Raw genomic sequence first — 16272 nt, forward strand, 5'->3', positions numbered from 1 at the left:
TCCTGGCGGAGCAGAGAGCGGGCTAAACAGCCCCGCTCTCGATTCGCGTCACGTGTTATTCGGTTTCCAGATCGATATCGATGCCGAGGGAACGAATTTCTTTGATCAACACGTTGAAAGACTCGGGCATGCCCGGCTCCATACGGTGATCGCCGTCCACGATGTTTTTGTACATCTTGGTACGGCCGTTCACATCGTCCGACTTCACTGTGAGCATTTCTTGCAGAGTGTATGCAGCACCGTATGCTTCCAGTGCCCAGACCTCCATCTCCCCGAAACGCTGACCACCGAACTGAGCCTTACCACCCAGCGGCTGCTGGGTAACCAGGCTGTACGAACCGGTAGAACGAGCGTGCATCTTATCGTCTACCAAGTGGTTCAGCTTCAGCATGTACATGTAGCCAACAGTAACCGGGCGCTCGAACTTGTTGCCGGTACGGCCGTCGAACAGCTGCATCTGGCCGCTTTCTGGCAGGTCTGCCAGTTTCAGCATGGCCTTGATTTCGCTTTCCTTGGCACCGTCGAACACCGGGGTAGCCATTGGAACGCCGCCGCGCAGGTTCTTCGCCAGATCCAGGATCTCCTGGTCGGAGAAAGTGTCCAGCTCTTCTTTGCGGCCGCCGATCTCGTTGTAGATCTCGTGCAGGAACTTACGCAGGTCTGCAACCTTGCGCTGCTCTTCGATCATACGGTTGATCTTCTCGCCCAAACCTTTAGCCGCGAGGCCCAGGTGGGTTTCAAGGATCTGACCAACGTTCATACGCGAAGGTACGCCCAACGGGTTGAGGACGACGTCGACCGGGGTGCCATTGGCATCGTGCGGCATGTCTTCAACCGGCATGATCACGGAGACCACACCTTTGTTACCGTGACGACCGGCCATCTTGTCGCCCGGCTGGATGCGACGACGGATTGCCAGGTAAACCTTGACGATTTTCAGCACGCCTGGAGCCAGGTCATCGCCCTGCTGCAGTTTGCGCTTCTTGTCTTCGAACTTGTCGTCCAGCAGACGGCGGCGATCAACGATATAGGCCTGAGCCTTCTCGAGCTGCTCGTTCAGAGCATCTTCAGCCATGCGCAGTTTGAACCACTGCCCATGCTCAAGACCGTCGAGGATTTCGTCGGTGATGTCCTGACCTTTCTTCAGACCTGCGCCGCCTTCGGCCTTGTGGCCTACGAGTGCGGAACGCAGACGTTCGAAGGTCGCGCCTTCAACGATACGGAACTCTTCGTTCAGATCCTTGCGGATCTCGTCGAGCTGGGTCTTCTCGATGGACAGTGCACGAGCATCACGCTCAACGCCGTCACGGGTGAAGACCTGTACGTCGATGACAGTACCCTTGGTACCGGTAGGTACACGCAGGGAAGTGTCTTTAACGTCGCTGGCTTTTTCACCGAAAATGGCGCGCAACAGCTTCTCTTCCGGAGTCAGTTGAGTCTCGCCTTTCGGGGTGACCTTACCAACCAGGATGTCGCCTGCGCCAACTTCAGCACCTACGTAAACGATACCGGCTTCGTCCAGTTTGTTCAGTGCAGCCTCACCCACGTTCGGGATGTCTGCAGTGATTTCCTCAGGCCCAAGCTTGGTGTCACGCGCCACACAGGTCAGTTCCTGGATGTGGATCGTGGTGAAGCGGTCTTCCTGAACCACACGCTCGGACAGGCAGATGGAGTCTTCGAAGTTGAAGCCGTTCCACGCCATGAACGCGATGCGCATGTTCTGACCCAGAGCCAGCTCACCCATATCGGTGGACGGGCCGTCGGCCATGATGTCGCTACGCTGAACGCGATCACCCTTGCTCACCAGCGGACGCTGGTTGATGCAGGTGTTCTGGTTCGAGCGGGTGTATTTGGTCAGGTTGTAGATGTCGACACCGGCTTCGCCAGTTTCAACTTCGTCATCGGCAACACGAACCACGATACGGCTGGCATCAACAGAGTCGATCACGCCGCCACGACGAGCCACGACGCAAACGCCGGAGTCACGGGCTACGTTACGCTCCATGCCGGTACCTACCAGCGGCTTGTCGGCACGCAGGGTCGGTACAGCTTGACGCTGCATGTTGGAACCCATCAACGCACGGTTGGCGTCATCGTGTTCCAGGAACGGGATCAGCGACGCTGCGACCGAAACTACCTGCTTGGGCGATACGTCCATCAAGGTGACGTCTTCCGGCGCCTTGACGGTGAACTCGTTCAAGTGACGAACAGCTACCAACTCGTCGATCAGGACTTTCTTGTCGTTCATCGTGGCCGAAGCCTGAGCGATCACGTGATCAGCTTCTTCGATGGCGGACAGGAACACGATCTCGTCGGTGACCAGAGCGTCTTTCACCACACGGTACGGGCTCTCGAGGAAGCCGTACTGGTTGGTGCGCGCATAAGCGGCCAGGGAGTTGATCAGACCGATGTTCGGACCTTCCGGCGTTTCGATCGGGCATACACGACCGTAGTGCGTCGGGTGAACGTCACGAACTTCAAAGCCAGCACGCTCGCGGGTCAGACCGCCCGGGCCCAGTGCAGAAACACGGCGCTTGTGGGTGATCTCGGAGAGCGGGTTGTTCTGGTCCATGAACTGCGAGAGCTGGCTGGAACCGAAGAACTCTTTCACCGCCGCAGCCACTGGCTTGGCGTTGATCAGGTCTTGCGGCATCAGGCCTTCGCTTTCAGCCATCGACAGACGCTCTTTGACCGCACGCTCAACACGTACCAGGCCAACGCGGAACTGGTTCTCGGCCATTTCGCCTACGCAGCGAACACGACGGTTACCCAGGTGGTCGATGTCATCGACTATGCCTTTGCCGTTACGGATGTCGACCAGGGTCTTCAGCACCGCAACGATGTCTTCCTTGCACAACACGCCCGAACCTTCGATCTCGGTACGACCGATACGACGGTTGAACTTCATCCGGCCTACAGCAGACAGGTCATAGCGCTCTGGGCTGAAGAACAGGTTGTTGAACAGGGTTTCGGCAGCGTCTTTGGTTGGTGGCTCGCCAGGACGCATCATGCGATAGATCTCGACCAGCGCTTCCAATTGGTTGCTGGTGGAGTCGATCTTCAGGGTGTCGGAGACGAACGGACCGCAGTCGATATCGTTGGTGTACAAGGTCTCGATGCGAACAACCTGAGCCTTGGCGATTTTTGCCAGGATCTCGGTGTTCAGCTCGGTGTTGCACTCGGCCAGGATCTCGCCTGTAGCCGGGTGAACGATGACCTTGGCAGTGGTGCGACCCAGGACGTAGTCCAGAGGCACGTCCAGCGACTTGATACCGGCTTTTTCGATCTGGTTGATGTGGCGCGCAGTAATACGACGGCCAGCCTCAACGATGACCTTGCCCTTCTCATCCTGGATGTCCAGGACCGCAATTTCACCACGCAGACGCGAAGCAATCAGTTCCAGGCTGAGGGTTTCATCCTTCAGGCTGAATACGTTGGTGGTGTAGAAAGCGTCCAGCACCTGCTCGGTGGTATAGCCGAGCGCGCGCAGCAGTACCGAGGCCGGCAGCTTGCGACGACGGTCGATACGCACGAACACGCAGTCTTTCGGGTCGAACTCGAAGTCCAACCACGAACCACGGTACGGAATGATCCGCGCGGAGTACAGGAGCTTACCGGAGCTGTGCGTCTTGCCACGGTCGTGATCGAAGAACACGCCCGGGGAACGGTGCAGCTGGGAAACGATTACACGCTCGGTACCGTTGATAACGAAGGTACCGTTCTCAGTCATCAACGGGATTTCGCCCATGTAGACTTCTTGCTCTTTGATGTCCTTGATCGCTTTGTTCGACGATTCTTTGTCGAAAATGATCAGACGAACTTTTACCCGCAAAGGTACGGCGTACGTAACACCGCGCAACACGCATTCTTTGACATCAAATGCCGGTTCGCCCAGGCGATAACCGACGTACTCCAGCGCAGCATTGCCGGAGTAGCTGATGATCGGGAAAACGGATTTGAAGGCCGCATGCAGGCCCACGTCGCGGAACTGATCTTTGGTCGCTCCCGCCTGCAAGAATTCACGATACGAATCCAGCTGGATAGCCAGAAGGTACGGGACATCCATGACGTCCGGCAACTTGCTAAAGTCCTTGCGGATACGTTTTTTCTCAGTATATGAGTAAGCCATCAGCGTTCCCCAGCTTGGTCACCTGCTTGTTTGGCCCTCCCGACGGGAGCAGCCAGAAAATCTTGCAAACCCCATGGTTTGCACCACCGCATCGGGTGGCTACAGCGCGTTAGTGGCGGCGACCGAGTCGACAGCCAAGAACGGAAAAAGGCCGGTGGCAAGAGCCACCAGCCATCAGCCTTCAGCTTAACGCTTGGGCTGGAAACGCAAGGTCGATGCTTACTTCAGCTCGACTTTAGCGCCTGCTTCTTCCAGAGTAGCTTTGGCTTTGTCAGCAGCGTCTTTCGACACAGCTTCCAGAACCTGGGCAGGAGCGCCGTCAACTACAGCCTTGGCTTCTTTCAGGCCCAGACCGGTCAGTTCACGTACTGCCTTGATCACGTTTACTTTCTTCTCGCCAGCTTCCAGCAGCATGACGTTGAATTCGGTTTGCTCTTCAACAACGGCAGCAGCAGCAGCTGGACCGGCGGAAGCAGCGGCAGCAGAAACGCCGAATTTTTCTTCGAAAGCTTTGATCAGCTCAACAACCTGCAGAACCGACATTTCAGCTACGGCGTTGAGGATATCGTCTTGGGAGATAGACATTGCTGTATTTCCTGAATTGGGGGACGGCCTACGCGGCCATCGAAATAAACAAAAATACGCGAGAGAAAGTGCTCAGCCTTAGGCTGCGGCAGCTTCTTTTTGCTCGCGAACTGCAGCCAGAGTACGAGCCAGCTTGCTGGTAGCGCCTTGAATCACGCTCATCAGCTGCGAAATAGCTTCGTTACGGGTCGGCAGTGTTGCCAGTACGTCGATTTGGTTAGCTGCGAGGAACTTGCCCTCGAACGCAGCTGCCTTGATCTCGAACTTATCCTGACTCTTGGCGAATTCCTTGAACAAACGGGCAGCAGCGCCTGGATGGTCCTTGGAGAACGCGATCAGAGTCGGGCCGGTGAACACGTCGTTGAGGACACTGTATTCAGTGTCAGCAACAGCGCGCTTGAGCAGGGTGTTACGTACAACACGTACGTATACGCCAGCTTCACGAGCCTCTTTACGGAGTCCGGTCATAGCGCCTACTGTCACACCACGGGCATCAGCCACGACAGCGGACAGAGCAGCTTTGGCAGCCTCGTTGACTTCAGCGACGATGGCCTTCTTGTCTTCGAGATTAATTGCCACGGGTTTAACTCCTGCTTGTTACCGTTTCATCTGGCCTAGGCCGGATGTCGTTTTGGTGTCTGATTCGGTAAGGAACCGGGAGCACCATCTGCGTAGGCTTGATGGTTTAAGACTTGCGTCGCCTACGGTCTTGGATAGCCCCCGCCAGGCAGGGACCCCAATTTTTCAACTGGCACGATCACTCGCGCCAATTTGTGTCTTATACGTCCAGCGAACCTTGGTCGATGACCAGACCTGGGCCCATAGTGGTGCTCAGGGTAACGCGCTTGACGTAGATGCCTTTCGAGGAAGCTGGCTTGATACGCTTCAGATCAGCGATCAGGGCTTCAACGTTTTCCTTCAGCTTGACGGCGTCGAAGCCAACCTTGCCAACGGAGGTGTGAATGATGCCGTTTTTGTCGGTGCGATAACGAACCTGACCAGCCTTGGCGTTTTTAACCGCGGTGGCTACGTCTGGCGTTACGGTACCGACTTTCGGGTTAGGCATCAGGCCACGTGGGCCCAGGATCTGACCCAACTGACCTACAACGCGCATTGCATCCGGGGAGGCAATTACTACGTCATAGTTCAGGTCGCCGCCTTTCATTTCGGCAGCCAGGTCGTCCATGCCAACGCGATCGGCGCCAGCGGCCAGAGCAGCTTCAGCTGCCGGGCCTTGGGTGAAGACAGCAACACGTACAGTCTTGCCAGTACCGTGTGGCAGCACAGTAGCGCTACGAACGACCTGGTCGGATTTACGTGGGTCAACACCCAGGTTTACAGCAACGTCAACGGACTCGCTGAACTTGACAGTCGACAGCTCGGTCAGCAGGGCGGCAGCGTCTACAAAGTTGTAGGACTTGCCCGCTTCGATTTTGCCGGCGATAGCCTTTTGGCGCTTGGTCAGCTTAGCCATTACACACCCTCCACGTTAAGGCCCATGCTACGAGCAGAACCGGCGATGGTACGCACGGCTGCATCCATATCAGCTGCAGTCAGATCCGCGTTTTTGGTTTTCGCGATTTCTTCCAGCTGAGCACGAGTTACAGTGCCAACCTTAACGGTGTTCGGACGAGCGGAACCGCTAGTCAGACCAGCAGCTTTCTTCAACAAAACCGAAGCCGGGGTCGACTTGGTTTCGAAAGTGAAGCTACGGTCGCTATATACAGTGATGATCACTGGAGTCGGCAAACCTGGCTCAATACCCTGAGTACGGGCGTTGAAGGCCTTGCAGAATTCCATGATGTTCACGCCGTGCTGACCCAGAGCTGGACCGACGGGTGGGCTAGGGTTGGCCTGAGCGGCCTTCACTTGCAGCTTGATGTAAGCGGTAATCTTCTTGGCCATGAGGCACTCCAATTACGGGTTCAAGCGCCTCGAAAGGCTCCCCGGTTACTTGCGCGTTTATCCCAGTGACGACAAAACCCCACAGCCTAAGGCTGCGGGGTTGGGATGCTTTGTCAGCTAGACCTTCTCGACCTGGCTGAACTCCAACTCTACCGGAGTAGAGCGACCGAAAATGAGCACCGCCACTTGGATCCGGCTCTTTTCGTAGTTAACTTCTTCGACAGTACCGTTGAAATCAGCAAACGGACCATCTGTGACACGAACAACTTCGCCCGGCTCGAACAACGTCTTCGGCTTCGGCTTGTCGCTACCGTCAGCAACACGACGCAGAATCGCTTCTGCCTCTTTGTCGGTGATCGGCGCAGGCTTGTCAGCGGTACCGCCGATGAAGCCCATCACGCGAGGAGTGTCCTTGACCAAGTGCCAAGTACCCTCGTTCATGTCCATCTGTACCAGCACATAGCCAGGGAAGAACTTGCGTTCGCTTTTGCGCTTCTGGCCATTCCGCATTTCAACCACTTCTTCAGTGGGAACCAGAATTTCGCCGAAGCCATCTTCCATGCCTGCCAGCTTTACGCGCTCTAGCAAAGAGCGCATGACATGCTTCTCGTAACCCGAGTAAGCATGCACAACGTACCAACGCTTAGCCACGGGACACCCTTAGCCAACAATCAAGGAAACAAGCCAGCCGAGCAGGGAATCTAGCCCCCACAACAGCAACGCCATAACCAAAACAACAGCCACAACAATCAGCGTGGTCTGCGTGGTTTCTTGGCGAGTCGGCCAAACGACTTTACGTATTTCGGTGCGAGCTTCCTTTACCAGTACAGCGAAAGACTTACCCTTTACAGTCTGCAGACCAATGAAGACAGCCACAGCAGCAAGAGCGAGCAATACGAGTACGCGATACAGGATCGGCGAAGCAGAATAGTACTGATTGCCAACAACGCCTACGACCACCAAAGCGACGACAGCGAGCCACTTAACCAGATCGAAACGAGAGCTTTGAGCTTCAGCCTTAGGAGTCATCTATGAAGATCCTGTGAAAAGAAAGCCAGATACACCACGTGAATCTGGCAGGTCAGGAGGGAATCGAACCCCCAACCTACGGTTTTGGAGACCGTCGCTCTGCCAATTGAGCTACTGACCTAAAACAAAATCAGGCCGACCATTATGCAGGCCTGAAAAAGACTTTACAACAACCAACCCCAAGAGACTTGAAACAACCCAGCAAAACCAGGTAAAACAGAATCAAGCCGAGACAGCTGTTAAAACAAAGGCAGATATTTTCATATCTGCCTTGTTATATGGAGCTCTTGAGCGGATTTGAACCGCTGACCTCACCCTTACCAAGGGTGTGCTCTACCAACTGAGCTACAAGAGCGAAACATCTTGCACAACCTGCAAACTTGGAGCGGGTAGCGGGAATCGAACCCGCATCATCAGCTTGGAAGGCTGAGGTTCTACCACTAAACTATACCCGCGGAGCTTGCAGCTCACGCTAAAAATGGTGGAGGGGGAAGGATTCGAACCTTCGAAGTCGTAGACGTCAGATTTACAGTCTGATCCCTTTGGCCGCTCGGGAACCCCTCCTAAGCGAGCCGGCATTTTACATTACGCCGACCTTCTGTCAAGCATTTTCTCATTAAAAATATGAGGTTAGCTGCGTGACGATCGCCTCACACCAACTTCCCTAAAGGGTCATCACTGTGGAGCGGGCGCCATTCTATGCAAACTATTCGACAGTTGCAATGCCTTCGCACGGCATTATTTTATGTTTTAACTCATTGAATTCATTAGCAAGGCTTTCAAACGGCAGATCGTCAGCCAGGCGGCGACTTTCAGGCGCCACGCGCAACCAAAAAGCAGGCACACCTGCGGCAAGCATTTGCTGGATCCTCACCTTGATATCCAGGCTGATCAGGCGCTGCTCAAGGAACTGCGCCTGCTCCTGACTGGCAAAACCGCCGATATACAAGCAACCAGCGGGCACCTCTGGAGCCCGAGACCGATCACGGCGCGTCATTGCTTCAGCTGACTCACTCAGCAACTGAATATCCTGCTGAGAGCCCTTGTATAGCGCCAGGGGCGTTACATCCTTCGCACGCAACGGAGCCTCTTGCTGGTGCCAGACGTAATAAAAGACATTGAGAACCAGCAACAACAGAAACAACCAACGCATAAAAACCTCAAGACAAAGGGCACGCCATCGCCAAGCCAACAAATACCAGGTCCGGAACGAAGCGAGCACCCGGCAAGGCGTCGGCTACCAGCTCAGCATCCCCACCCGTAAGGAAAACCGAGAAATCCTCCCCCCAGTAACTGCGGGCCAACTCCAGCTGTGAGTGAGCAAAACCGCGGAGCATAAGCGTACAACCCCGCTCAACGGCTTGCGCAGTCGTACGCCCAGGCACCAGGCTTTCCAGCGCACGCTCAGCTGCAACGTCGTCATACCGTATTTTACGGGTATGGGTTCGCAGCTGATTACGCATCAGCGGCATGCCAGGACAGATAAATCCTCCAAGATGCTCCCCATCTGCCGTAATAAAATCGGCCGTGGCGGCTGTACCAAAATCTAGTACCAGGCATGCTCCAGAGGCCAACTGGAAGCCCCCAAGCATCGCCAGCCAGCGGTCAAGCCCCAGGCGGGCATACTCGTCATAACCATTGCGCACACCCGCCATCTCACGCGATGGCGCAGCACAACTGATAGAGACACCAAAGGCCGCAACCAAAACGCCGACCAGGCGATCCGTCTCTTCCAGGGCGCGCACGCTGACTAACCTGCAGTGTTGCAGCGAAAGACCGATCAGCGAATGAAGAGCACCCAGCAGCGCCACATCGGAATCAACAACGCCCTCAGCAAAAACGGCTGCCTGGCTTGCCTCGAGGACTCGCCACTTGATGAAGCTATTCCCACAGTCGAGCTCAAGAATCATCACGCAACCTCAGGCTTAACTCACCACCACTGTATGTTTTCTCAACACCATTTACGTCGAGACGCAGGGCACCTTGATCATCAATGCCCAGCACGATGCCGTCTACCTGGTTAACACCTGCGATCAACGACACAGCCTTACCCTGCCAGAGATGATTCTGCTCCCACTCATCCCGGATTACCGAGAAACCAGAGTCCCTATGGCGCTCCAAATAAGCCTGCAATGCCTGACTCAGATGAGCGACCAGATGATTTCGATCCACCGAACGACCTGTTTCGAGCTGTATCGATGTCCACTGCTGATCAACCTCCTCAGCGCTCTGCATGTTGGCGTTAATACCAATACCGAGCACTACATGACAGACATCAGCAGGATCACCGACCAGCTCAAGAAGGATGCCTGCAACCTTCTTCGATCCAACAAGAACGTCATTCGGCCATTTCAAACCTGAGCCATGGACACCAACGTCGCGCAAGGCTTGCATGACCGCCAAGCCCACGACAAGGCTCAGCCCCTCAAGCTGGCGCATCCCCCCATCGATACGAAGCACAAGGCTGTAGTAAAGGTTCTGCGCAAATGGACTGACCCACTTGCGCCCTCGACGCCCCCTGCCCGCAGTCTGCCGCTCCGATAGAACCAGGAATGGCGACGCCTGCCCCGCATCGATTAGACGCAACGCCTCTGCATTAGTGGAGTCGATGGTATCCGATATGAAAATCGAACCAGCGCAGATCGACGAGCTCAAGGTGATCTCGTCAGCATTCAACAGAACCAGAGGGGATGCCAATTGATAGCCCCTCCCCCTGACCTTATGAATTGTCAGATCCAGCTCAACCTCCAGATGCTGGAGCTGCTTCCACACAGCACTGCGACTGACACCCAGGGCTGCGCCTAGCGCTTCACCCGAGTGGAATCGGCCATCTTTCAGAAGTGTTAACAACGTCAGCATGCAAGTCTCGCCTCACAATGAGGCACGCATGATAGCTATGCGTAGAGCCATTGCATAGAAAGCAAGCAAGGACTTCAATTGGACAACCCACCAGCCCTGTCGCACTTTTCGACCGCCCAAAACAAAACCCCAACTGCTTTCGCAATTGGGGTTTCGGAATTTAATCTTGACGATGACCTACTCTCACATGGGGAAACCCCACACTACCATCGGCGATGCATCGTTTCACTACTGAGTTCGGGATGGGATCAGGTGGTTCCAATGCTCTATGGTCGTCAAGAAATTCGGGTACTGAGTCGTGGCCAGTTGGCCTCGCTTCAGCAAATTGGGTATGTAATAGAAGTCGGTGTTTTGCAAGATCGAACTTTCGGTTCGTTTCGTCTTCACACACCGCAATCTGGCCTTTCGACGCAAATTGCTTGGGTGTTATATGGTCAAGCCTCACGGGCAATTAGTATTGGTTAGCTCAACGCCTCACAGCGCTTACACACCCAACCTATCAACGTCGTAGTCTTCGACGGCCCTTCAGGGAACTCAAGGTTCCAGTGAGATCTCATCTTGAGGCTAGTTTCCCGCTTAGATGCTTTCAGCGGTTATCTATTCCGAACATAGCTACCCGGCAATGCCACTGGCGTGACAACCGGAACACCAGAGGTTCGTCCACTCCGGTCCTCTCGTACTAGGAGCAGCCCCTCTCAAATCTCAAACGTCCACGGCAGATAGGGACCGAACTGTCTCACGACGTTCTAAACCCAGCTCGCGTACCACTTTAAATGGCGAACAGCCATACCCTTGGGACCGGCTTCAGCCCCAGGATGTGATGAGCCGACATCGAGGTGCCAAACACCGCCGTCGATATGAACTCTTGGGCGGTATCAGCCTGTTATCCCCGGAGTACCTTTTATCCGTTGAGCGATGGCCCTTCCATACAGAACCACCGGATCACTAAGACCTACTTTCGTACCTGCTCGACGTGTCTGTCTCGCAGTCAAGCGCGCTTTTGCCTTTATACTCTACGACCGATTTCCGACCGGTCTGAGCGCACCTTCGTACTCCTCCGTTACTCTTTAGGAGGAGACCGCCCCAGTCAAACTACCCACCATACACTGTCCTCGATCCGGATAACGGACCTGAGTTAGAACCTCAAAGTTGCCAGGGTGGTATTTCAAGGTTGGCTCCACGCAGACTGGCGTCCACGCTTCAAAGCCTCCCACCTATCCTACACAAGCAAATTCAAAGTCCAGTGCAAAGCTATAGTAAAGGTTCACGGGGTCTTTCCGTCTAGCCGCGGATACACTGCATCTTCACAGCGATTTCAATTTCACTGAGTCTCGGGTGGAGACAGCGCCGCCATCGTTACGCCATTCGTGCAGGTCGGAACTTACCCGACAAGGAATTTCGCTACCTTAGGACCGTTATAGTTACGGCCGCCGTTTACCGGGGCTTCGATCAAGAGCTTCGCGTTAGCTAACCCCATCAATTAACCTTCCGGCACCGGGCAGGCGTCACACCCTATACGTCCACTTTCGTGTTTGCAGAGTGCTGTGTTTTTAATAAACAGTCGCAGCGGCCTGGTATCTTCGACCGGCATGAGCTTACGGAGCAAGTCCTTCACCCTCACCGGCGCACCTTCTCCCGAAGTTACGGTGCCATTTTGCCTAGTTCCTTCACCCGAGTTCTCTCAAGCGCCTTGGTATTCTCTACCCAACCACCTGTGTCGGTTTGGGGTACGGTTCCTGGTTACCTGAAGCTTAGAAGCTTTTCTTGGAAGCATGGCATCAACCACTTCGTCACCCAAAGGGTAACTCGTCATCAGCTCTCGGCCTTAGAATCCCGGATTTACCTAAGATTCCAGCCTACCACCTTAAACTTGGACAACCAACGCCAAGCTGGCCTAGCCTTCTCCGTCCCTCCATCGCAATAACCAGAAGTACAGGAATATTAACCTGTTTTCCATCGACTACGCTTTTCAGCCTCGCCTTAGGGACCGACTAACCCTGCGTCGATTAACGTTGCGCAGGAAACCTTGGTCTTTCGGCGTGGGTGTTTTTCACACCCATTGTCGTTACTCATGTCAGCATTCGCACTTCTGATACCTCCAGCAAGCTTCTCAACTCACCTTCACAGGCTTACAGAACGCTCCTCTACCGCATCACCCGAGGGTGATACCCGTAGCTTCGGTGTATGGTTTGAGCCCCGTTACATCTTCCGCGCAGGCCGACTCGACTAGTGAGCTATTACGCTTTCTTTAAAGGGTGGCTGCTTCTAAGCCAACCTCCTAGCTGTCTAAGCCTTCCCACATCGTTTCCCACTTAACCATAACTTTGGGACCTTAGCTGACGGTCTGGGTTGTTTCCCTTTTCACGACGGACGTTAGCACCCGCCGTGTGTCTCCCATGCTCGGCACTTGTAGGTATTCGGAGTTTGCATCGGTTTGGTAAGTCGGGATGACCCCCTAGCCGAAACAGTGCTCTACCCCCTACAGTGATACATGAGGCGCTACCTAAATAGCTTTCGAGGAGAACCAGCTATCTCCGAGCTTGATTAGCCTTTCACTCCGATCCACAGGTCATCCGCTAACTTTTCAACGGTAGTCGGTTCGGTCCTCCAGTTAGTGTTACCCAACCTTCAACCTGCCCATGGATAGATCGCCCGGTTTCGGGTCTATTCCCAGCGACTAGACGCCCTATTAAGACTCGCTTTCGCTACGCCTCCCCTATTCGGTTAAGCTCGCCACTGAAAATAAGTCGCTGACCCATTATACAAAAGGTACGCAGTCACCCAACAAAGTGGGCTCCCACTGCTTGTACGCATACGGTTTCAGGATCTATTTCACTCCCCTCTCCGGGGTTCTTTTCGCCTTTCCCTCACGGTACTAGTTCACTATCGGTCAGTCAGTAGTATTTAGCCTTGGAGGATGGTCCCCCCATATTCAGACAAAGTTTCTCGTGCTCCGTCCTACTCGATTTCATGACTAAGAGATTTTCGCGTACAGGGCTATCACCCACTATGGCCGCACTTTCCAGAGCGTTCCGCTAATCTCAAAGCCACTTAAGGGCTAGTCCCCGTTCGCTCGCCACTACTAAGGGAATCTCGGTTGATTTCTTTTCCTCAGGGTACTTAGATGTTTCAGTTCCCCTGGTTCGCCTCTTACGCCTATGTATTCAGCGTAAGATAACCATCTTATGATGGCTGGGTTCCCCCATTCAGACATCTCCGGATCAAAGTCTGTTTGCCGACTCCCCGAAGCTTTTCGCAGGCTACCACGTCTTTCATCGCCTCTGACTGCCAAGGCATCCACCGTATGCGCTTCTTCACTTGACCATATAACCCCAAGCAATCTGGTTATACTGTGAAGACGACATTCGCCGAAAATTCGAATTTCTCAACTAAGAGAACTCACAAATTTTACCTTAGCCTGATCCGTTACCAGTGAAAGTAACGTTCAGTCTATCTTTCTATCACATACCCAAATTTTTAAAGAACGAACTAGTCAAAGACTAGAAATCAACATTCACCATCATAACGATGGAATGCTCATTTCTAAGCTTTATACAAACAGAAGCAGTAGTGGTGGAGCCAAACGGGATCGAACCGTTGACCTCCTGCGTGCAAGGCAGGCGCTCTCCCAGCTGAGCTATGGCCCCGTATTTCTACAGGCGTTTCCCACACAAAATTGGTGGGTCTGGGCAGATTCGAACTGCCGACCTCACCCTTATCAGGGGTGCGCTCTAACCAACTGAGCTACAGACCCAATTTCGGGCTGCTTCTTTTCGTCTTCTTCAATGAATCAAGCAATTCGTGTGGGAACTTATGGAGCAGCTGATGTCGTCGATTAAGGAGGTGATCCAGCCGCAGGTTCCCCTACGGCTACCTTGTTACGACTTCACCCCAGTCATGAATCACACCGTGGTAACCGTCCTCCCGAAGGTTAGACTAGCTACTTCTGGTGCAACCCACTCCCATGGTGTGACGGGCGGTGTGTACAAGGCCCGGGAACGTATTCACCGCGACATTCTGATTCGCGATTACTAGCGATTCCGACTTCACGCAGTCGAGTTGCAGACTGCGATCCGGACTACGATCGGTTTTGTGGGATTAGCTCCACCTCGCGGCTTGGCAACCCTCTGTACCGACCATTGTAGCACGTGTGTAGCCCAGGCCGTAAGGGCCATGATGACTTGACGTCATCCCCACCTTCCTCCGGTTTGTCACCGGCAGTCTCCTTAGAGTGCCCACCATAACGTGCTGGTAACTAAGGACAAGGGTTGCGCTCGTTACGGGACTTAACCCAACATCTCACGACACGAGCTGACGACAGCCATGCAGCACCTGTCTCAATGTTCCCGAAGGCACCAATCTATCTCTAGAAAGTTCATTGGATGTCAAGGCCTGGTAAGGTTCTTCGCGTTGCTTCGAATTAAACCACATGCTCCACCGCTTGTGCGGGCCCCCGTCAATTCATTTGAGTTTTAACCTTGCGGCCGTACTCCCCAGGCGGTCAACTTAATGCGTTAGCTGCGCCACTAAGAGCTCAAGGCTCCCAACGGCTAGTTGACATCGTTTACGGCGTGGACTACCAGGGTATCTAATCCTGTTTGCTCCCCACGCTTTCGCACCTCAGTGTCAGTATCAGTCCAGGTGGTCGCCTTCGCCACTGGTGTTCCTTCCTATATCTACGCATTTCACCGCTACACAGGAAATTCCACCACCCTCTACCATACTCTAGTCAGTCAGTTTTGAATGCAGTTCCCAGGTTGAGCCCGGGGATTTCACATCCAACTTAACTAACCACCTACGCGCGCTTTACGCCCAGTAATTCCGATTAACGCTTGCACCCTCTGTATTACCGCGGCTGCTGGCACAGAGTTAGCCGGTGCTTATTCTGTCGGTAACGTCAAAACAGCAAAGTATTAATTTACTGCCCTTCCTCCCAACTTAAAGTGCTTTACAATCCGAAGACCTTCTTCACACACGCGGCATGGCTGGATCAGGCTTTCGCCCATTGTCCAATATTCCCCACTGCTGCCTCCCGTAGGAGTCTGGACCGTGTCTCAGTTCCAGTGTGACTGATCATCCTCTCAGACCAGTTACGGATCGTCGCCTTGGTGAGCCATTACCCCACCAACTAGCTAATCCGACCTAGGCTCATCTGATAGCGCAAGGCCCGAAGGTCCCCTGCTTTCTCCCGTAGGACGTATGCGGTATTAGCGTCCGTTTCCGAACGTTATCCCCCACTACCAGGCAGATTCCTAGGCATTACTCACCCGTCCGCCGCTCTCAAGAGAAGCAAGCTTCTCTCTACCGCTCGACTTGCATGTGTTAGGCCTGCCGCCAGCGTTCAATCTGAGCCATGATCAAACTCTTCAGTTCAAACATCTTTGGGTTTTTAAGAAACCCTAAACTTGGCTCAGCAATCGTTGGTTACATCTTTGATTTCTCGCGGAGTAACTTGTGATGCTGATAATCTTGTTGACTATCAGTCTGACTCCACAAGCACCCACACGAATTGCTTGATTCAGTTGTTAAAGAGCGATTGGTTAAGATCTTTCGTCTCAACCGAGGCGCGCATTCTACAGCAGCCTCATTTGCTGTCAAGTGGTTATTTTCAGAAGCTTTCGAGGTTTTCCTCAACAACTTCAACCACTTGCGCTTCCGATCTCTCGTCAGCGGGAGGCGAATTCTACAGCGTTACACGCTGCTGTCAACACCTCTTTTTCAACTTCCTTTTGGCTTCGATGAACTGAAGCAACTTGCTGTCGAAT

10 protein-coding genes, 6 tRNA genes and 3 rRNA genes are annotated in these 16272 nt (G+C 53.9%); all 19 read right to left on the bottom strand.

The genetic code is table 11. The annotated features are described in order from the left end of the window. Positions 1–55 precede the first annotated feature (55 nt). The 19 genes from rpoB to GDV60_RS24490 all read right to left on the bottom strand — a co-directional run bounded on the left by rpoB (position 56) and on the right by GDV60_RS24490 (position 15880). Positions 56–4129, bottom strand: a complete 4074-nt coding sequence (rpoB, locus tag GDV60_RS24400; RefSeq protein WP_029299252.1) for a DNA-directed RNA polymerase subunit beta — start codon at positions 4127–4129, stop codon at positions 56–58. Between the two features lie 219 nt (positions 4130–4348). Further along, a complete protein-coding gene (gene rplL / locus GDV60_RS24405) occupies positions 4349–4714 on the bottom strand; it encodes a 50S ribosomal protein L7/L12 (RefSeq protein WP_092230792.1) in 366 nt (121 codons plus the stop codon). 78 nt (positions 4715–4792) lie between these two features. Continuing rightward, positions 4793–5293: a 50S ribosomal protein L10 gene (rplJ, locus tag GDV60_RS24410; RefSeq protein ID WP_003176433.1), complete on the bottom strand. Its 501-nt coding sequence runs from the start codon at positions 5291–5293 to the stop codon at positions 4793–4795. A 199-nt stretch (positions 5294–5492) separates the two neighbouring features. After that, positions 5493–6188: a 50S ribosomal protein L1 gene (gene rplA / locus GDV60_RS24415; protein WP_003176434.1), complete on the bottom strand. Its 696-nt coding sequence runs from the start codon at positions 6186–6188 to the stop codon at positions 5493–5495. Then, positions 6188–6619, bottom strand: coding sequence for a 50S ribosomal protein L11 (gene rplK / locus GDV60_RS24420; protein WP_003210097.1), 432 nt, complete (start codon positions 6617–6619; stop codon positions 6188–6190). Before rplK ends, rplA begins: the two co-directional genes overlap by 1 nt. 117 nt (positions 6620–6736) lie before the next feature. Continuing rightward, positions 6737–7270, bottom strand: a complete 534-nt coding sequence (gene nusG, locus GDV60_RS24425) for a transcription termination/antitermination protein NusG (protein WP_003176436.1) — start codon at positions 7268–7270, stop codon at positions 6737–6739. Between the two features lie 9 nt (positions 7271–7279). Next, positions 7280–7648, bottom strand: coding sequence for a preprotein translocase subunit SecE (gene secE / locus GDV60_RS24430; protein ID WP_029299242.1), 369 nt, complete (start codon positions 7646–7648; stop codon positions 7280–7282). Between the two features lie 45 nt (positions 7649–7693). Beyond that, a tRNA-Trp gene (locus GDV60_RS24435) sits at positions 7694–7769 on the bottom strand. Between the two features lie 158 nt (positions 7770–7927). Then, a tRNA-Thr gene (locus tag GDV60_RS24440) sits at positions 7928–8003 on the bottom strand. Positions 8004–8029: 26 nt separating this feature from the next. Further along, positions 8030–8103: transfer RNA gene (locus GDV60_RS24445), tRNA-Gly, on the bottom strand. Positions 8104–8127: 24 nt separating this feature from the next. Further along, positions 8128–8212, bottom strand: a tRNA-Tyr gene (locus GDV60_RS24450). Between the two features lie 142 nt (positions 8213–8354). Next, positions 8355–8801, bottom strand: coding sequence for a hypothetical protein (locus tag GDV60_RS24455; protein WP_029299240.1), 447 nt, complete (start codon positions 8799–8801; stop codon positions 8355–8357). A 7-nt stretch (positions 8802–8808) separates the two neighbouring features. Next, positions 8809–9558, bottom strand: coding sequence for a pantothenate kinase (locus tag GDV60_RS24460; RefSeq protein WP_029299238.1), 750 nt, complete (start codon positions 9556–9558; stop codon positions 8809–8811). Then, complete coding sequence (gene birA / locus GDV60_RS24465; protein WP_092230795.1) at positions 9548–10507, bottom strand: bifunctional biotin--[acetyl-CoA-carboxylase] ligase/biotin operon repressor BirA; 960 nt, start codon at positions 10505–10507, stop codon at positions 9548–9550. The genes GDV60_RS24460 and birA overlap by 11 nt, the downstream gene beginning before the upstream one ends. A 164-nt stretch (positions 10508–10671) precedes the next feature. Next, positions 10672–10787 (bottom strand): 5S ribosomal RNA (gene rrf / locus GDV60_RS24470). Between the two features lie 150 nt (positions 10788–10937). Continuing rightward, a 23S ribosomal RNA gene (locus tag GDV60_RS24475) occupies positions 10938–13831 on the bottom strand. A 247-nt stretch (positions 13832–14078) separates the two neighbouring features. Next, positions 14079–14154, bottom strand: a tRNA-Ala gene (locus GDV60_RS24480). Positions 14155–14184: 30 nt separating this feature from the next. After that, positions 14185–14261 (bottom strand) — tRNA-Ile (locus tag GDV60_RS24485). 82 nt (positions 14262–14343) lie between these two features. Next, a 16S ribosomal RNA gene (locus GDV60_RS24490) occupies positions 14344–15880 on the bottom strand. The 16S, 23S and 5S rRNA genes sit together here with 2 tRNA genes alongside, the layout of an rRNA operon. Positions 15881–16272 lie beyond the last annotated feature (392 nt).

The sequence above is a fragment of the Pseudomonas sp. DTU12.1 genome, from assembly GCF_009873475.1.
Classification (GTDB): domain Bacteria; phylum Pseudomonadota; class Gammaproteobacteria; order Pseudomonadales; family Pseudomonadaceae; genus Aquipseudomonas; species Aquipseudomonas proteolytica.

Excerpts from the sequence above, each read along its gene's own strand:
- rpoB (WP_029299252.1), bottom strand. The coding sequence starts at position 4,129 with ATGGCTTACTCATATACTGAGAAAAAACGTATCCGCAAGGACTTTAGC.
- rplL (WP_092230792.1), bottom strand. The coding sequence starts at position 4,714 with ATGTCTATCTCCCAAGACGATATCCTCAACGCCGTAGCTGAAATGTCG.
- rplA (WP_003176434.1), bottom strand. The coding sequence starts at position 6,188 with ATGGCTAAGCTGACCAAGCGCCAAAAGGCTATCGCCGGCAAAATCGAA.
- rplK (WP_003210097.1), bottom strand. The coding sequence starts at position 6,619 with ATGGCCAAGAAGATTACCGCTTACATCAAGCTGCAAGTGAAGGCCGCT.
- secE (WP_029299242.1), bottom strand. The coding sequence starts at position 7,648 with ATGACTCCTAAGGCTGAAGCTCAAAGCTCTCGTTTCGATCTGGTTAAG.
- GDV60_RS24455 (WP_029299240.1), bottom strand. The coding sequence starts at position 8,801 with ATGCGTTGGTTGTTTCTGTTGTTGCTGGTTCTCAATGTCTTTTATTAC.
- GDV60_RS24460 (WP_029299238.1), bottom strand. The coding sequence starts at position 9,558 with ATGATTCTTGAGCTCGACTGTGGGAATAGCTTCATCAAGTGGCGAGTC.
- birA (WP_092230795.1), bottom strand. The coding sequence starts at position 10,507 with ATGCTGACGTTGTTAACACTTCTGAAAGATGGCCGATTCCACTCGGGT.